Consider the following 15,376-nt stretch of genomic DNA (forward strand, 5'->3'; position numbering starts at 1 on the left):
GTCCGACAGGTCACGCCTTCGCGATCGCCGCCCGCACACCCTCACCGAGCTCGACGGCGTCGCCCGGCGCCTCGGCCAGTTCCAGTTCGACGGCGAGGATCTCGCCCGCGATCAGCTCGCGGTGCGCGAGCGCCCAGTCCCGCCGCTCTTCGGGCACGTCGAGGACGACGGTGATCCGATCGGACACCTCGAGCCCGGCGGCGCGCCGCGCGTCCTGCAACTCGCGGATCCGGTCCTTCGCCCACCCCTCGGCTTCCAGTTCCTCGGTGACCGCCGAGTCCAGGACGACCAGACCGGCCCCGTCGGGCAGGGCTGCCGTCGACTCCGGTTCGGCGGCCACGAGCCGCTGCGTGTACTCCTCCGGCAGCAACTCGATCCCCGCCGCGACGACGACGCCGTCCGAATTCTCCGACCAGTCACCGGCCTTCACGGCCTTGATGACGGTCTGCACGTCCTTGCCCAGGCGCGGTCCCGCGGCGCGCGCGTTGACGACGAGCTCGAACCGGCCGTGCACGTCCACGTCGGTGGTGAGGTCGACCTTCTTGACGTTGACCTCGTCGGCGATGAGACCCAGGTACGGGCGCAGGCGCTCCGCGTCGTCGGACGCGACCGTCACCTCGGGCAGCGGCAGCCGCACCCGGAGGTTCTGCGCCTTGCGCAGTCCCAGCACCGTCGAGCACACCGACCGCACCTCGTCCATCGCCGACACCAACTCCGCATCCGCCGGCAGCTGACCGTGGGCCGGCCAGTCCGCAAGATGCACGGACCGTCCGCCGGTCAGTCCCCGCCAGATGACCTCGCTGATCAGGGGCAGCAACGGAGCGGCGAGCCGGGTGACCACCTCGAGCACCGTGTGGAGGGTGTCGACGGCGTCCTTGTCCTCGTCCCAGAAGCGCGAACGCGACCGCCGCACATACCAGTTCGTCAGCGCGTCGCAGAACGTGCGCAGTTCGTCACACGCCCCGGCGATGTCGTTCGTCTCGAGCGCGCCGGTGATGGCGTCCCGGGTTCCGGCCAGCTTCGCGAGGATGTACCGGTCCAGGACGTTCGTCGAATCCGTGCGCCACTCACCGGACGTCGGCGCGTACAGCTGCAGGAAACTCCACGCGTTCCACAGCGGCAGCAGCGCCTGCCGGACACCCTCGCGGATGCCCTGTTCGGTGACGACGAGGTTCCCGCCGCGCAGGATCGGCGAGGACATGAGGAACCAGCGCATGGCGTCCGAGCCGTCCCGCTCGAACACCTCCTTCACGTCCGGGTAGTTGCCCTTGGACTTGCTCATCTTCAGTCCGTCTTCACCCAGGACGATGCCGTGAGCCGCAACGGTCTTGAAGGCGGGACGATCGAACAGCGCCGTCGCCAGCACGTGCAGCGTGTAGAACCAGCCGCGGGTCTGCCCGTTGTACTCGACGATGAAATCGCCCGGGAAGTGGCCGTCGAACCACTCACGGTTCTCGAACGGGTAGTGCACCTGCGCGTACGGCATCGAGCCGGACTCGAACCAGCAGTCGAGGACCTCGGGGACACGCCGCATCATCGACTTCCCGGTCGGGTCGTCCGGGTTCGGGCGCACCAGGTCGTCGATCATCGGCCGATGCAGATCCGTCGGCCGCACCCCGAAGTCGCGCTCGAGTTCGTCGAGCGAGCCGTACACGTCCGTGCGCGGGTACGCCGGGTCGTCGGACACCCACACCGGAATCGGGCTGCCCCAGTACCGGTTGCGGCTGATGTTCCAGTCGCGGGCGCCCTCGAGCCACTTGCCGAACTGTCCGTCGCGGATGTGCTCGGGCACCCACGTGATGTCCTGGTTCAGCTCGACCATGCGGTCGCGGAACTTGGTGACCGCGACGAACCACGACGGGACCGCCATGTAGATCAGCGGCTGCCCGCTGCGCCAGCTGTGCGGGTACGAGTGCTCGATCGTCTCGTGCCGCAGCAACTTTCCAGCAGCCTTGAGGTCCTTGATGATCACCGGGTTCGCGTCGAACACCTGGAGACCCTCGTACGGCGGCACCATCGCCGTGAACTTGCCGCCCGGGTCGAGCGGCTGCACGATCTCGATCCCGTTCGCCGTGCAGTACTCCATGTCCTCTTCACCGAAAGCCGGTGCGAGGTGGACGATTCCGGTACCGGACTCGGTGGTGACGTAGTCGGCGGAGATGACGCGGTGCGCGTTCTCGTGACCGACGAAGAAGTCGAACGGCGGGTCGTAGTGGAGCCCGACGAGGTCCGCACCCTTGTGCTCGGACAGCACCTCGGGTGCCTCGCCGAGTTCGCGGGCATAGTGCCCCAGCCGATCCTTGGCGAGCACGTAGCGTTTGCCGTCGGCGCCCGTCACCTGGACGTAGTCGATGTCCGGGTGCACCGCGACCGCGAGGTTGGACGGCAGCGTCCACGGCGTGGTGGTCCAGATGATCGCGTTGGCTCCGTCGAGCGGGCCCTCGCCGTGCAGCGGCATGTCGACCGTGACGGCGGGATCCTGGCGCATCTTGTACGCGTCGTCGAGCCGGGTCTCCTGGTTCGACAGCGGCGTCTGCTCGTACCAGCTGTACGGCAGCACACGGAAGCCCTGGTAGATCAGGCCCTTGTCGAACAGTTCCTTGAACGCCCACATGACCGACTCCATGAAGTCGAGGTCAAGGGTCTTGTAGTCGTTGTCGAAGTCGACCCACCGGGCCTGCCGGGTGACGTAGTCGCGCCACTCGTCCGTGTACCGCAGCACGGAGGACTTGCAGTACTCGTTGAACTTCTCGAGACCCATGACGTCGATCTCGGACTTGTCCTTGATGCCGAGCTGCTTCTCCGCCTCGAGTTCGGCGGGCAGTCCGTGGCAGTCCCAGCCGAATCGGCGCTCGACCTTGTTGCCGCGCATGGTCTGGAACCGGGGGATCAGATCCTTGACGTACCCCGTCAGGAGGTGGCCGTAGTGCGGGAGACCGTTCGCGAACGGCGGACCGTCGTAGAACACGAATTCGGGGGCGTCGTCACGCTGGGCGACCGACGCCCGGAAGGTGTCGTCCTCGTCCCAGCCGGCCAGCACACGCTGCTCGATCTGGGGAAACCGGACACCCGCGTCCTGGGAGACGCCGTAGTCGACCTTGGGGTAGGACTCGTTGCTGCTGGTCACGTTGCTGGTGTCGGTCACCGCGATCTCCTCGTGCCTGACGTACTCGGCACGGGGACGACGGAGACGCCTCCTGCGTCACCACCGCGGTACCACCCCGCTTGCACCCCGGAGGGCGCCTCTCGGTGCCGGGCTGTGACGGGCCCACCCGTTCGGTTCTACTGAGCCGGCGTGCCGGCCGTTCTTCCGAAGGCTCCCCGGTGATGGCCGGATCGTCGCCGCGAAACTCGGTTACTGAATTATTCGCTGAATGCAGTCTAGCCGCCACCGTCGCGGGGCGGCTCAGTCGGCACCGGGATACGGCAGCTCAGTCGCCCTCGTCGGATCCGGGCGCCGTGTCCGCGTCCCGTGCGGGACCGCGGTCACCGGGGACACCGCTCGCGGGTTGCCCCGGAACGGCCGCCGCCTTCTTGCCTGCAAGGGCGCTGACGAGCAGCAGGACCGCTCCGGCGACGCACACCACGATGCATCCCCAGGCCCACACGACCGAACCGGTCATGAGAGCCACCACCAGGAGAGCGAACCCCACCGCTGCAAGAGCGAGTGTCACGACCAGCACGGCTCAACCTCTATCCGGGCCGCTGGCTGGGCAACTACCGCGCGCTCAGTCAGCTATTGCCCTTGGCGTAGGACTGGCTGTAGTTGGACTGCGATCCACCCTGCGCGAACGAATCCTGACCGCCGTCCACCGGAACCGCGGATCCCCGCTGCTCCAGTTCCTCGAGCTGCGACTCCAGGTACGACTTCAGGCGCACACGGTATTCGCGCTCGAACGTCTTGAGCTGCTCGATACGACCCTCGAGCACGGAACGCTGCTGGTTGATCGTCGCCATGATCTCGGTGTGCTTCTTCTCCGCGTCCGCCTGCAGCGCATCGGCCTTCTCCTTGGCCTGGCGCAGCTGGGTCTCGGACCGGGTCTGAGCGTCGGTGATCAGTGCTTCCGACTTCTGGCGGGCGTCCGCGATCATCGTCTCGGAACGGGTCCGTGCATCGCTGACCAGCTGCTCCGAGTTGGTGCGCGCGTTGCCGAGCAGCTGCTCGGACTCCGTCTTCGCGTCACTCGTGAGGCGGTCCGCCATCTCCTGGGCGAGACCCAGAACCTTGGCGGCCTGCATGTGAGCGTCGGCGCCCTGGGCGGGAGCGGCCGCGGCCGCAGCGGCGGGAGCCGGTGCCGGCGCGGGAGCCTTGGGCTGCTCGACCACGCGAGCCGGCTCCGCCTTGGGGGCGGGAGTCGGTGCTGCGGACCCGGAGCGTGGAGCCTTCTTCGCATCGGCGAGCTCCTTGTCGAGCTCCCCTACTCGCTGCCGAAGGTCGGCGTTCTCCTCGATCAGGCGCGACAACTCTTGCTCGACGAGGTCGAGAAACGCATCGACTTCGTCTTCGTTGTAGCCCCGCTTACCGATCGGTGGCTTGCTGAACGCGACATTGTGCACATCAGCGGGAGTCAGCGGCATGGAAGGATCCCTTCACGCGTCATTTGGCGGTCTAGCAAGCATTCAGTTACAGCGCAGTCTACGTAACGGTGAAACAAGACTGGATCAATGGGGTCCATTCTGTCACACCAGACCCGTAGCACGCGCTTGTCCCTGAACGATCGACATCAGGATGAAGACGATGAACAGCAAGACCATGATGGATAGATCCAACCGCACCCCACCGAGATTGATCGGGGGGATCAACCGCCGTAGCAGTTTGACCGGTGGATCGGTGACCGTAAAAATCGCCTCGAGAATGACGACCACGACGCCGGTTGGCCGCCAGTCTCGTGCGAAGGTCCGTACGAACTCGACAATGATTCTGCCGATGAGTAGCAGCCAAAAGACAAACAGTATCAAGTAGATCACCGAGAACAAGGCCACACCTTCACTCTGCCTGAGAATGTCCGGCCGATCAAAACGAGCCGCTTGGCCAGGGCTTTCTCCGCCACAGCCGCCGCGGCCCGCGCCGTTTCGGACGTTCGGATCCCGATGGTCGTTTCCCCCGCTCCCCGGTTTACTTCTGGCTGTAGAAGCCGGTTTCCGCGATGCGGCGACGCTCCTCGGCGGACACGTCGATGTCTGCGGGTGAGAGCAAGAACACCTTCGTGGCCACCTTGTCGAACGACCCGCGCAGCGCGAATGCCAGTCCGGCGGCGAAATCGACGAGGCGCTTGGCGTCCGCGTTGCTCATCTCGACGAGGTCCATGATGACGGGGGTGCCGTCACGGAACCGCTCGCCGATCGTGCGGGCCTCCCCGTAGTCGCGGGGGCGCAGCGTGGTGATCTTGGACAGCGGCCCACCTTCGTCGAAGAGGGGTCCGCGACGACTCTCCACCCGCTCGGACCGCGTGTCGACGGCCAGCGCGCCACGGGTGCTGCCGCGCACCGCACCGCTCGCGCTGGGACGGGCCGACCGAACGGCCACGGGTTCGACCCGGGACGAGTGCCGGGGGCCGTCGTACCGGTCGAAGTCGTCGTCGAGGTCGTCCCGGCGGCCGGGAGCATAGGCAGCCTTGCTGAAGGCCGGCTCGGCGAAGTCGCGGTCGTCACGGTCGAGGTACGGATCACGTCCACTGTCGCGGGCCGGTCGAGCAGGCCTGCGACCAGGTTCCGGCTCGTCCAGGTACTCGTCCTCGTAATCGTCGAGGGGAACCATGCCGAAGTAAGCCTTGAACTTGTGCAGACTGCTCATTGATCGACCTTCCTTGGCGCGGCGGACAGGATCCAACTGCGACCGGTCGCAGCGGTGTGGACGGGTTGGCGATCACCTGGGCGATCTATTTCGAGGTTATAGGCCTCGAACCCAACAGCGCGGTTCCGACACGCACGCACGTCGACCCGTGTCGGACAGCGTGCTCGAGATCATTCGTCATGCCCGCTGAGAGGTCCGTCGCATCCGGATGGTCGCGCCTGAGCCGCGCGTGAATCTGCTGTAATTCCTCGAACGCCGCGTCCGGGTCGGCGTCGATCGGCGGAACCGCCATCAGCCCGCGGTACTCGAGTCCCGGCGACGCCTGCACCTGCGCAGCAAGGCGTTCGAGGTCGGCGATCGCGGCACCGCCGCGCTGCGGATCGCCGTCCAGACTGACCTGCAGCAGCACCCGCAGGGGCCCGGGCCGCTCCCCCGCCTCGAGCGCCGTCGTGGCCGCGCGGCCGAGTGCGCCGACGAGCCGTTCACTGTCCACCGAGTGGATGGCGTACGCCCAGTGCGCGACGGCCTTCGCCTTGTTGCGCTGGAGGTGTCCGATCATGTGCCACCGCACCGACGGATCCGTCACCACGGTGCGGAACTCCGCGATCTTGGCCGTGGCCTCCTGCTCCCGCGACTCCCCGAATTCGCGGCACCCGAGTTCGTACAGGATCCGCGCGTCGGATTCGGGGAAGAACTTGGTGACGGGCAGCAGCGACACCTCCGCGGGGTCGCGGCCGGCGTCCCGGCACGCCGCGTCGAGCCGTGCGCGCACGGCGCCGAGCGCAGCCTCGATCTCCCCGACCCTGCTCATCGTTTCCACTCCCACACCGATCCTCACCGCCGTCGGCGGTCGTCGTCACACGCTGTCTTGCCCAGTATCCATCCAGATCACCGCCGCGAGCCGACCGGTCGGGGCCTGCCGGCGATGACTGAACAGTGTCTGGTCCTCGATGGTGCAGCGCGGATCCTCCGCCACCCCCGCGACACCCGCGTCGAGCAGTTGCTTCCGCAGGCCGGCCCGCAGGTCGAGGCCGGGGGTGCCCTTGACGGTGCGGGTGGCGCTGCCGGGAAGGAACTTCTCGACGTCGGCTTGCATCGCCGCGGGGACCTCGTACTGTCGGCCGCTTGCCGCCGGACCCAGGAATGCGCCGATCCGGTCGACGCGCGCCCCCTGCTCGACCATGACGTCGAGCACCCGCGGAACGATGCCGATACGGGCGCCGATCCGGCCGGCGTGGACTGCGGCGACCACTCCGGCCTCGTCGTCGGACAGCAGCACCGGGACGCAGTCGGCGCTGAGGGTCGCGAGTGCGAGCCCCGGAACCGTCGTCACCAGCGCGTCCGTGGCGGGTACCGGCACGTCGGTGGGCCCGTCGACCACGGTGACGTTGCGACTGTGGATCTGCTCCATCCAGATCAGGCGGTCGAAGGCCACGCCGATGTTGTCTGCCAGTCGACGCCGGTTCGCCTCCACCGCGGCCGGATCGTCGCCGACGTGATCACCGAGGTTGAACGTGTCGTACGGTGCGACGGAGTGCCCTCCGGCACGGGTGGTGACGACCCGGCGAACCCTGAAATCGGGGGCGGACGGTGAACTCAACGACGCATGAAGGAGGGCACGTCGACTTCGTCTTCACCCTCCTCGTCGGACACCGGCACCGCGCGGGACTGACCGTTTCCCGGAAGCGGCGGCAGACTGCTCGGGCTCTGGTGGGAGCTGATCGTCTCGCGGGTCACCGACATAGGCTCGCTGTGCTGGTCGGCCGACTGTCCGACCTCGCCTGCGCGCCCGGCACCGATGGCGCTGCGACCGGCAGCGCCCGACTCGACCGGCCGGCGGGCGGGGGCGCCGCCGTCGAACCCGGCGGCGATGACGGTGACCCGCACTTCGTCGCCGAGCGAATCGTCGATGACGGTGCCGAAGATGATGTTCGCGTCGATGTGGGCAGCTTCCTGCACCAGCGACGCCGCCTCGTTGATCTCGAACAGGCCGAGGTCGCTGCCACCGGCGATCGAGAGCAGCACGCCGCGCGCACCCTCCATCGACGCCTCGAGCAGCGGAGAGTTGATCGCCGATTCCGCGGCCTTGATGGCGCGGCCCTCGCCGCGCGAGGATCCGATGCCCATCAGCGCGCTACCCGCGCCGGACATGACGCCCTTGACGTCGGCGAAGTCGACGTTGATCAGACCGGGGGTGGTGATGAGGTCGGTGATGCCCTGGACACCGTTGAGCAGCACCTCGTCGGCGCTGCGGAACGCGTCCATGAGGCTGACGGCGGCGTCGCCGAGCTGCAGGAGGCGGTCGTTCGGGATCACGATGAGGGTGTCGCACGATTCGCGCAGCGACTGGATGCCGGTGTCGGCCTGGCCGCCGCGGCGCTTGCCCTCGAAGGAGAAGGGGCGGGTGACGACACCGACGGTGAGGGCTCCGAGCTTGCGCGCGATACTCGCCACGACCGGTGCGCCACCGGTACCCGTGCCGCCGCCCTCGCCTGCGGTCACGAACACCATGTCGGCGCCCTTGAGGACTTCCTCGATCTCGTCCTTGTGGTCTTCTGCGGCCTTGCGGCCGACTTCGGGATCCGCGCCGGCGCCGAGCCCGCGGGTGAGTTCCCGGCCGACGTCGAGCTTGACGTCGGCGTCACTCATCAGCAGCGCTTGCGCGTCGGTGTTGACGGCAATGAACTCGACTCCCTTGAGTCCCTGCTCGATCATCCGGTTGACTGCGTTCACGCCGCCGCCGCCGATGCCGACGACCTTTATTACGGCGAGGTAGTTGTGCGGGGGCGTCATCGGCTCTCGCCTTCCATGAGTGTGTATCACGCTTTCGTACAGATCGGTCCAGCCTGAACTCTCAACCTCAACCATAGGGTTACGGTTATGTCAAGTGCTGCTCGACTAGAGCGAAACGCTATGCACCGGCATAGGGATACGCCATTAGGCGCGCCGAGACGCGCCGAGTTATTTGACGAACTCGCCCGCAACTGTTTCGCATCCGGGTCACGACCCCTCACCGCACCGTCGGCAGGTCGGGACTCGACACGTCGTACGTCTGCCCGGGCTGGGTGAGCAGCGGCAGGGTGACCGCAGCCTTGCGCTCGGACTTCTCCGTACCGCCCCACACCACGATCCGGCCGTCGAGCAGCGTCACCGAGATATCCGAAATCGACTTCGCCGCAACCTGTCCCACCTGACCGCGCAGCTGAGGCGGCATCGACTCCAGCACCTCGATCGCCGCCGCCGTCGACGGGTCGCCCCACCCCGGCGACTCCGTCACCAGACGCGGCACCCCGGGCGGCGGCGGTGCGATCTCGTAGTCCACGGCCTCCGCGTCGAGCAGATGGGTACCGCCGGGGCTGTCGACGAACACGACGGGCACCCGCTCGGTTACCGTGACCCGGATGGTGGACGGGTACACCCGCTGGACGCGCGCGGACGCCACCTTCGGGATCGCGGCGACCCGCTGAGCCGCGCCCTCCGTGTCGACACGCAGCAACGGCTGCCCCTGCGGCACCGCCAGCACCTGCCGAATCTGCTCCTCGGAGATCGACATCGCCCCCGCGACATCCGTCTTCCGCACCGACAGCAGCGGCGTGAACCAGGCGACGAGACCGAGCGCCACGACCACCACGACACCGACGGCGCCCATCACCGCCGGCCGCCGGTACCACGGCCGCCGCGGTGTCTCCACCGCCGCGGACTTCCGTGCCGCCGAGGCCGATTCGCGGGTGCGCCGCGTTCCGGGCTCGGTGACCGTCGAGGTGCGCCGACGCGAGGACGCCCGATCGCTCGCCGTCGCGCGGGCACCGGCCGCAGCCCCCGGCCGCGGACTTCGCTGGACGTCGCGGCGAACCGGGCGGTCCGGCCGCTCGGACCGGCCCCGACGCTCCCGCGTCATCGCGACGGGTGGTGGTGCGGAGCCGCACGCAGAGCGTCGAGGATCTGGTTGCCGAGCATCGTCACGTCACCGGCACCCATGGTGATCACCACGTCCCCGGGGGACGCGAGTGCCGCGACCTGACGCGGTGCCAGCGACAGGTCGGGCTGGTAGTGCACCGGCTTCGACACCGACAGCGCGACCAGGGCGCCGCTGACACCCGGGAGCGGTTCTTCGCGCGCGCCGTACACGTCGAGGACCACAACCTCGTCGGCGAGATCCAAGGCGTGTCCGAACTCTTCCGCGAATGTTGCTGTGCGGGAGTACAGGTGGGGCTGGAACACCACGATGACCTTGCCGCTGCGCACCGAGTCCTCGGATTCTCGGCGGTCGGCCTCGTGGGGATGGCGCACCAGATCGGCGGCGGCGCCGAGCACGGCACGCACCTCCGTCGGGTGATGCGCGTAGTCGTCGAACACGCGGACCCCGTGCTCGCGGCCGGTGAACTGGAACCGGCGGTGCACTCCCCCGAATCCGGCGATGCCTTCGAGGATCTCGTCCACGTCGGCGCCTGCCTCCCGGGCGGCGAGGAGAGCCGCCAGCGCGTTGAGCGCCATGTGCCTGCCGGGCACACCCATCCGGACCGTCCTCGGCGACTGCTCGCCGGCCAGCTGGAACTGCAGGACTCCGCCGACGTCCCTCGCCTCGAAGCTGAGCAGTCGCGCGCCGACCTCGACACCGTCGACCGACGCGAAGGCCCCGTCCGCGTTCTCGGCGCTGCCGTATCCCAGCACCCGCACACCGGGCAGCCCCCGCGCCGCCACCCGCTGCGCGAGCGCCGAGGACCCTGGATCGTCGAGACAGGCGACGAGCAGACCGCCGGGCGACAGACGGGCCGCGAAATCGTCGAACACCTGGATGTACGCCTCGGTGCTGCCGAAGTAGTCGAGGTGGTCGGCTTCGACGTTGGTGACGACGACGACGTCCGGGTCGTACTGGAGTAGCGAACCGTCGCTCTCGTCGGCCTCCGCGACGAACACGTCGCCGCTGCCGTGGTGCGCGTTGGTTCCGGCCTCGTTGAGTTCGCCGCCGACCGCGAACGACGGATCGAAGCCGCAGTGTTGCAGCGCCACCACCAGCATCGACGTGGTCGACGTCTTGCCGTGGGTGCCGGAAACCAGCAGGGTGCGGTGCCCCTGCATCAGCGACGCCAGCACCGCGGGCCGCAGGATCACGGGAATCCCGCGCCTGGCCGCCTCCACCAGTTCCGGGTTGTCCTTGGGGATGGCGGCGTGGGTGGTGACCACGACGGTCGGGCCGCCGGGCAGCAGGTCGAGCGCGCCGGCGTCGTGGCCGATGCGGACCTGCGCGCCGCGGGCACGCAGGGCGAGGACGCCGCGGCTCTCCTTGGCGTCCGATCCGGACACCTGCCCTCCCCTGGCCAGCAGGATCCGCGCGATTCCGGACATTCCGGCGCCGCCGATCCCGACCATGTGGACTCGTTCCAACTCCGCGGGCAGGTCGGTCATCGGGTTCCCCTTGTCAGCGCGGCCACGTCGAGCACGATCCGCGCAACCTCGGTGGCTGCGCTGCGGTGACCCGCGCCGGCCGCCCGTCGCCCCATGTCCTCGAGCTGTGCGGGGTCGCGCAGCAGAGGGATCACGGTCTCCGCGACGAATCCGGCGGACAGGTCTCCGTCGGCGACAATCATTCCACCTCCGGCGGCGACCACCGGTCGCGCATTCAGTTCCTGCTCCCCGTTGCCGTGGGGCAGCGGCACGTATACCGCGGGAAGTCCCACCGCCGACACCTCCGCCACCGTCATCGCGCCCGACCGGCAGATCACCGCGTCCGCGGCCGAATACGCGAGGTCCATCCGCGACAGGTAGGGAACGGCCACGTAGGGCGGGCCGCCCGGGGTCGCGGGAACGTCGAGGGTGTTCTTCGGTCCGTGCGCGTGCAGAACGGCCACACCGGCCGCGGCGAGCGACTCCGCCGCGCCCGACACGGCCTCGTTGAGCGACCGCGCACCCTGCGAGCCGCCGAAGACGAGCAGCACCGGACCCTCGGCGGGGAGCCCGAAGTGTGCACGCGCCTCCGCGCGCAGAGCCGCCCGGTCGAGACCGGTGATCGACGCCCGGACCGGGATCCCGAGGATCTCCGCCTCCGAGCGGCCGCGAGCGGACACTCCGGAACCGGCGACCGCCGCCAGGACCCGGGCGGCGCGGCGGGCACCGATCTTGTTCGCGATCCCGGCGCTGGCGTTCGCCTCGTGCACCACGATCGGAATGCGGCGCCTGCGGCGGAGCAGACCGGGGCCGGCCGCCAGGTATGCGGGCAGTGCGACGTACCCGCCGAACCCGACGACGACGTCGGCGCCGGTCGCGTCGAGTACCTCGCGGGTGCGGCGCACCGACGCGCGTACCCGGCCGGGAAGCCGCAGCAGGTCGAGGGTGGGTTTACGGGGCAGCGGCACCGGCGGAATGAGCTCGAGCGGATAGCCCCGCTCGGGAACCAGGGTGGTTTCGAGGCCGCGCGCCGTGCCGAGAGCGGTCACCACCGCGGTGTCGTCGATCGCCTTGATCGCATCGGCCACTGCCAGAGCCGGCTCGATGTGCCCGGCGGTACCACCACCGGCCACGATCACCGACAGGGTGGACTTGTCGCCGTTCACCTACGAAATCCTCGCTCTCCTGCTCGGCCACCCGAGCTTCGCTGTTGACGTGCACCTCGTTCGGGGGTGCGGCCCTTGCCGCGTTCGGGGCGGCCCTTCTCGTATGTGACGCTGCGGGTCCGCGGGGCCATCTCGCGACCGGCCCTCCGCCGGGCTTCGGCGCGGCGCACCGCCTCGGCGCGTGCCGCGTCGGCCCGCACCGGCGAATACGCCTCCGGCTTGCGGAGACGCAGAAGACGACCGAACGGGCCGTCCTGCCCGGAGTGCAGCGCCGCGACCGCCTCCGGTTCGTGCCGCGCCGCGTTGGCGACGAGGCCGAACATGAACAATGTGGTGGCCGTCGACGTTCCGCCGGCCGACACCAGCGGCAATTGCAGGCCGGTGACGGGCAGCAGCCCGATCACGTACCCCACGTTGATGAACGCCTGTCCGGTGATCCACACCGTCGCCGTTCCGGTGAGCAGGCGCAGGAACGGGTCGGCGGACCGGGCCGCGATGCGCAGGCCCGTGTACACGAACAGTCCGAACAAGCCGAGGACGGCGGCGCCGCCGAGGTATCCGAGCTCTTCGCCGATGATCGCGAAGATGAAGTCGTTGTGGGCGTTCGGCAGGTAGCTCCACTTCGCGCGGCTCTGCCCCAGCCCTCGTCCGAGGATCCCGCCGTCCGCGAGCGAATACATCGCCTGCCGCGACTGGTACCCGATGCCCTGCGGGTCGGAACCGGGATTGAGGAACTCGCGCACGCGAGCGGAGCGGTAGCCGGCGGTGAGCGCGAGGATCACGATTCCGCCGAAACCGGTGCCGAGGATGGCGACGAACAGTTTCAGCGGCAGGCCCGCGAACCACAGCAGCGCCATCAGGATGATGGCCAGCGAGACCGTCGTGCCGAGGTCGGGCTGCAGGATGATCAGGACGAACGCGACGAGCGCGGCCGGCACCAGCGGAACGAGCATGTCCCGGACACTGGAGATGTCGCTGCGCCGCGACGCCAGGATGTGCGCACCCCACACGGCCAGCGCGATCTTGGTGAGCTCGGCGGGCTGCAACGAGAATCCCGCGACGACGAACCAGCCGCGGGTGCCCTGGGACACGGTGCCGATGCCGGGTATGAGGACCAGAACCAGCAGGATGATCGTGACCGCGAAGGCCGGGAACGACAGGGCGCGCATCACCCGGACCGGGATCTGCAGCGCCGCGTAGAACAGGCCGAGCCCGAGAGCCGCGAACAACGCCTGCCGGGTGAAGAGGGTGTACGCCGAACCGTCGGAGGCGTAGGCCTCGACGCTCGACGACGACAGCACCATCACCAGGCCGAGGACCGTCAGCAGAAACGCGATGGTGACCACGAGGTGGAACGACGCCAGAGGCCGCGACAGCCAGGCCCCGATCCGGGTGCGCGGGCCGCGCGGAGGTGCAGTGCGGGTGCGGGGACCGGATGGTGCACGCTTCGCCACACCGGGGGCGGCCGCCGTGCGAGCCGGGGACCGCTGTCCCTCGGGGACGCGTCGGGTGCGGGCTCCGGCGGAGGTCATCGCAGCGTCCTGGAGATGTCCGACGCGTCGAGCCCGCCGACGGCTTCCGCGAAGCTGTCCCCCCGGTGGCCGTAACTGGCGAACATGTCGAGCGAGGCCGCCGCAGGCGCCAGGACGACGGAATCCCCTGCCGTTGCCAGCGCAGCCGCCTCACGCACGACGACACCCATCACGGCGTCGCTGTCGGTGTCCGCCGGCAGCACCACCCGGTGCGTCGCGGTCTGCGGGACTGCACTCACACCTGCATCGTCTCCCGTTTCCACAGTGACCACGGGAACCTCGGGGGCGTGTCGCGCAAGGGACTCTGCGATCTGCATCGCATCGCGGCCGAGTAGGACGGCGCCGGCGAGGCGACCGGCCACCTCCCGGACGAGGTCGTCGACCCGCGCACCCTTCAGCAGACCCCCGGCGATCCACACCACCCGCTCGTGGGCGAGTATCGACGGGCGGGCGGCGTGCGGGTTGGTGGCCTTGGAGTCGTCGACGAACGTCACGCCCCCGACCTCGGCGACGAGTGCCGCGCGGTGCGGGCCCACGACGTGGGCGGCCAAACCTGCGGCGACCGCGTCCGGCGGAACTCCGATCGCCCGTGCCAGAGCCGCCGCGGCCAGGGCATCCATCAGTCCGGCAGGCCCGGGCGGAGTGATCCCCTCGGTCGGGGCCAGCCGCTCGCCGTCCGCGAACGCGCGGTCGACGAGGTACCCGTCCTCGACACCCAGCTCGCCCGGCGCCGGCACCCCCAGCCGGAAACCCAGGGTCCGGGCTGCGAGGGACGATGAGAAGAGAGAGGACGCGACCTCGTCGTCGAGGCCCAGCACCGCGACCTCACCGGTCAGGGCGCGCGCCTTCGCATCGATGTACGGCTGCATCCCGCCGTGCCAGTCCAGATGATCTTCGGCGATATTGAGGATCGCGCCTGCGGCCGGCCGGACCGACGGCGCCCAGTGCAGCTGGAACGACGAGAGTTCGACCGCCAGCGCCTCCGCCCGGGGTTCGGTGTGCCGCAGGGCGTCGAGCACCGGAAGCCCGATGTTGCCGCAGGCCAGACTCGGCAGCTCGGCCGCCTCGAGGATGGACTGCAGCATGGAGGTCGTCGTGGTCTTGCCGTTGGTGCCGGTGACCACCAGCCACCGTCGCGGCGGGCCGTAGAGCCCGGCCCGGTCCACGTGCCACGAGAACTCGATGTCGCCCCAGATCGGTACCCCGTCCCCGGCGGCGAGCGAGAGCAGCGGTGCGTCCGGGCGGAACCCCGGGCTCGTCACGACCAGCGCGAACTCGGCGACCCGGTCCCGCTCGGCGAGCAGATCGTCGATCGGGACGGTCGCGGCGCCGAGCCGCGCGCACTCGGCGAGGGCGTCGACGTTCGCGTCGGTCACGGTGACGAGCGCACCGAGGTCACGAAGAGGTTCGATGGTGGCCCGGCCGGAGACACCCGCACCGGCGACGAGGACGCTGCGACCCCGCAACCAGTCGAGCCCGCCGTGTTCCTCTGCCACGTC

General features: G+C 69.2%; 13 protein-coding genes. All 13 read right to left on the minus strand.

What is annotated here, in order from left to right; genetic code table 11:
• Positions 1-10: 10 nt before the first annotated feature.
• Positions 11-3,145, minus strand: coding sequence for an isoleucine--tRNA ligase (ileS, locus tag ACNJ7E_RS40530; RefSeq protein WP_280782554.1), 3,135 nt, complete (start codon positions 3,143-3,145; stop codon positions 11-13).
• Between the two features lie 286 nt (positions 3,146-3,431).
• Positions 3,432-3,683: a hypothetical protein gene (locus ACNJ7E_RS40535; RefSeq protein WP_280782555.1), complete on the minus strand. Its 252-nt coding sequence runs from the start codon at positions 3,681-3,683 to the stop codon at positions 3,432-3,434.
• 49 nt (positions 3,684-3,732) lie between these two features.
• A complete protein-coding gene (gene wag31 / locus ACNJ7E_RS40540) occupies positions 3,733-4,578 on the minus strand; it encodes a DivIVA-like cell division protein Wag31 (protein WP_011594219.1) in 846 nt (281 codons plus the stop codon).
• 102 nt (positions 4,579-4,680) lie between these two features.
• The gene (locus ACNJ7E_RS40545) at positions 4,681-4,983 is read right to left on the minus strand and encodes a YggT family protein (RefSeq protein WP_005247609.1); all 303 of its coding nucleotides are present in this window, start codon (positions 4,981-4,983) and stop codon (positions 4,681-4,683) included.
• Positions 4,984-5,116: 133 nt separating this feature from the next.
• On the minus strand, positions 5,117-5,794 hold the full coding sequence (locus ACNJ7E_RS40550) for a cell division protein SepF (protein ID WP_280782556.1): 678 nt from the start codon (positions 5,792-5,794) through the stop codon (positions 5,117-5,119).
• 85 nt (positions 5,795-5,879) lie between these two features.
• Positions 5,880-6,605: a YggS family pyridoxal phosphate-dependent enzyme gene (locus tag ACNJ7E_RS40555; protein WP_418342480.1), complete on the minus strand. Its 726-nt coding sequence runs from the start codon at positions 6,603-6,605 to the stop codon at positions 5,880-5,882.
• Between the two features lie 45 nt (positions 6,606-6,650).
• Entirely contained in the window at positions 6,651-7,394 is a 744-nt protein-coding gene (pgeF, locus tag ACNJ7E_RS40560) for a peptidoglycan editing factor PgeF (protein ID WP_280782558.1), read from the minus strand.
• Positions 7,391-8,587: a cell division protein FtsZ gene (gene ftsZ, locus ACNJ7E_RS40565; protein ID WP_105413648.1), complete on the minus strand. Its 1,197-nt coding sequence runs from the start codon at positions 8,585-8,587 to the stop codon at positions 7,391-7,393. Before ftsZ ends, pgeF begins: the two co-directional genes overlap by 4 nt.
• A 217-nt stretch (positions 8,588-8,804) precedes the next feature.
• On the minus strand, positions 8,805-9,692 hold the full coding sequence (locus ACNJ7E_RS40570) for a cell division protein FtsQ/DivIB (protein WP_283334265.1): 888 nt from the start codon (positions 9,690-9,692) through the stop codon (positions 8,805-8,807).
• Positions 9,689-11,200 carry a UDP-N-acetylmuramate--L-alanine ligase gene (gene murC, locus ACNJ7E_RS40575; protein ID WP_280782560.1) on the minus strand — a complete coding sequence of 504 codons (1,512 nt, stop codon included), beginning with the start codon at positions 11,198-11,200 and terminating at the stop codon, positions 9,689-9,691. Before murC ends, ACNJ7E_RS40570 begins: the two co-directional genes overlap by 4 nt.
• Positions 11,197-12,345: an undecaprenyldiphospho-muramoylpentapeptide beta-N-acetylglucosaminyltransferase gene (murG, locus tag ACNJ7E_RS40580; RefSeq protein ID WP_280782561.1), complete on the minus strand. Its 1,149-nt coding sequence runs from the start codon at positions 12,343-12,345 to the stop codon at positions 11,197-11,199. Before murG ends, murC begins: the two co-directional genes overlap by 4 nt.
• Positions 12,342-13,877, minus strand: a complete 1,536-nt coding sequence (gene ftsW, locus ACNJ7E_RS40585) for a putative lipid II flippase FtsW (RefSeq protein WP_280782562.1) — start codon at positions 13,875-13,877, stop codon at positions 12,342-12,344. The genes murG and ftsW overlap by 4 nt, the downstream gene beginning before the upstream one ends.
• The gene (gene murD / locus ACNJ7E_RS40590; RefSeq protein ID WP_280782563.1) at positions 13,874-15,373 is read right to left on the minus strand and encodes a UDP-N-acetylmuramoyl-L-alanine--D-glutamate ligase; all 1,500 of its coding nucleotides are present in this window, start codon (positions 15,371-15,373) and stop codon (positions 13,874-13,876) included. The genes ftsW and murD overlap by 4 nt, the downstream gene beginning before the upstream one ends.
• Positions 15,374-15,376: the final 3 nt, after the last annotated feature.

It is taken from the genome of Rhodococcus mengyinensis (genome assembly GCF_048381435.1).
GTDB lineage: Bacteria > Actinomycetota > Actinomycetes > Mycobacteriales > Mycobacteriaceae > Rhodococcus_F > Rhodococcus_F opacus_D.

What these genes read in the sequence shown, in the direction of transcription:
- ACNJ7E_RS40555 (WP_418342480.1), bottom strand. Translation starts at nt 6,605, where the DNA reads ATGAGCAGGGTCGGGGAGATCGAGGCTGCGCTCGGCGCCGTGCGCGCA.
- ACNJ7E_RS40550 (WP_280782556.1), bottom strand. Translation starts at nt 5,794, where the DNA reads ATGAGCAGTCTGCACAAGTTCAAGGCTTACTTCGGCATGGTTCCCCTC.
- wag31 (WP_011594219.1), bottom strand. Translation starts at nt 4,578, where the DNA reads ATGCCGCTGACTCCCGCTGATGTGCACAATGTCGCGTTCAGCAAGCCA.
- murC (WP_280782560.1), bottom strand. Translation starts at nt 11,200, where the DNA reads ATGACCGACCTGCCCGCGGAGTTGGAACGAGTCCACATGGTCGGGATC.
- ftsW (WP_280782562.1), bottom strand. Translation starts at nt 13,877, where the DNA reads ATGACCTCCGCCGGAGCCCGCACCCGACGCGTCCCCGAGGGACAGCGG.
- ftsZ (WP_105413648.1), bottom strand. Translation starts at nt 8,587, where the DNA reads ATGACGCCCCCGCACAACTACCTCGCCGTAATAAAGGTCGTCGGCATC.
- ACNJ7E_RS40570 (WP_283334265.1), bottom strand. Translation starts at nt 9,692, where the DNA reads ATGACGCGGGAGCGTCGGGGCCGGTCCGAGCGGCCGGACCGCCCGGTT.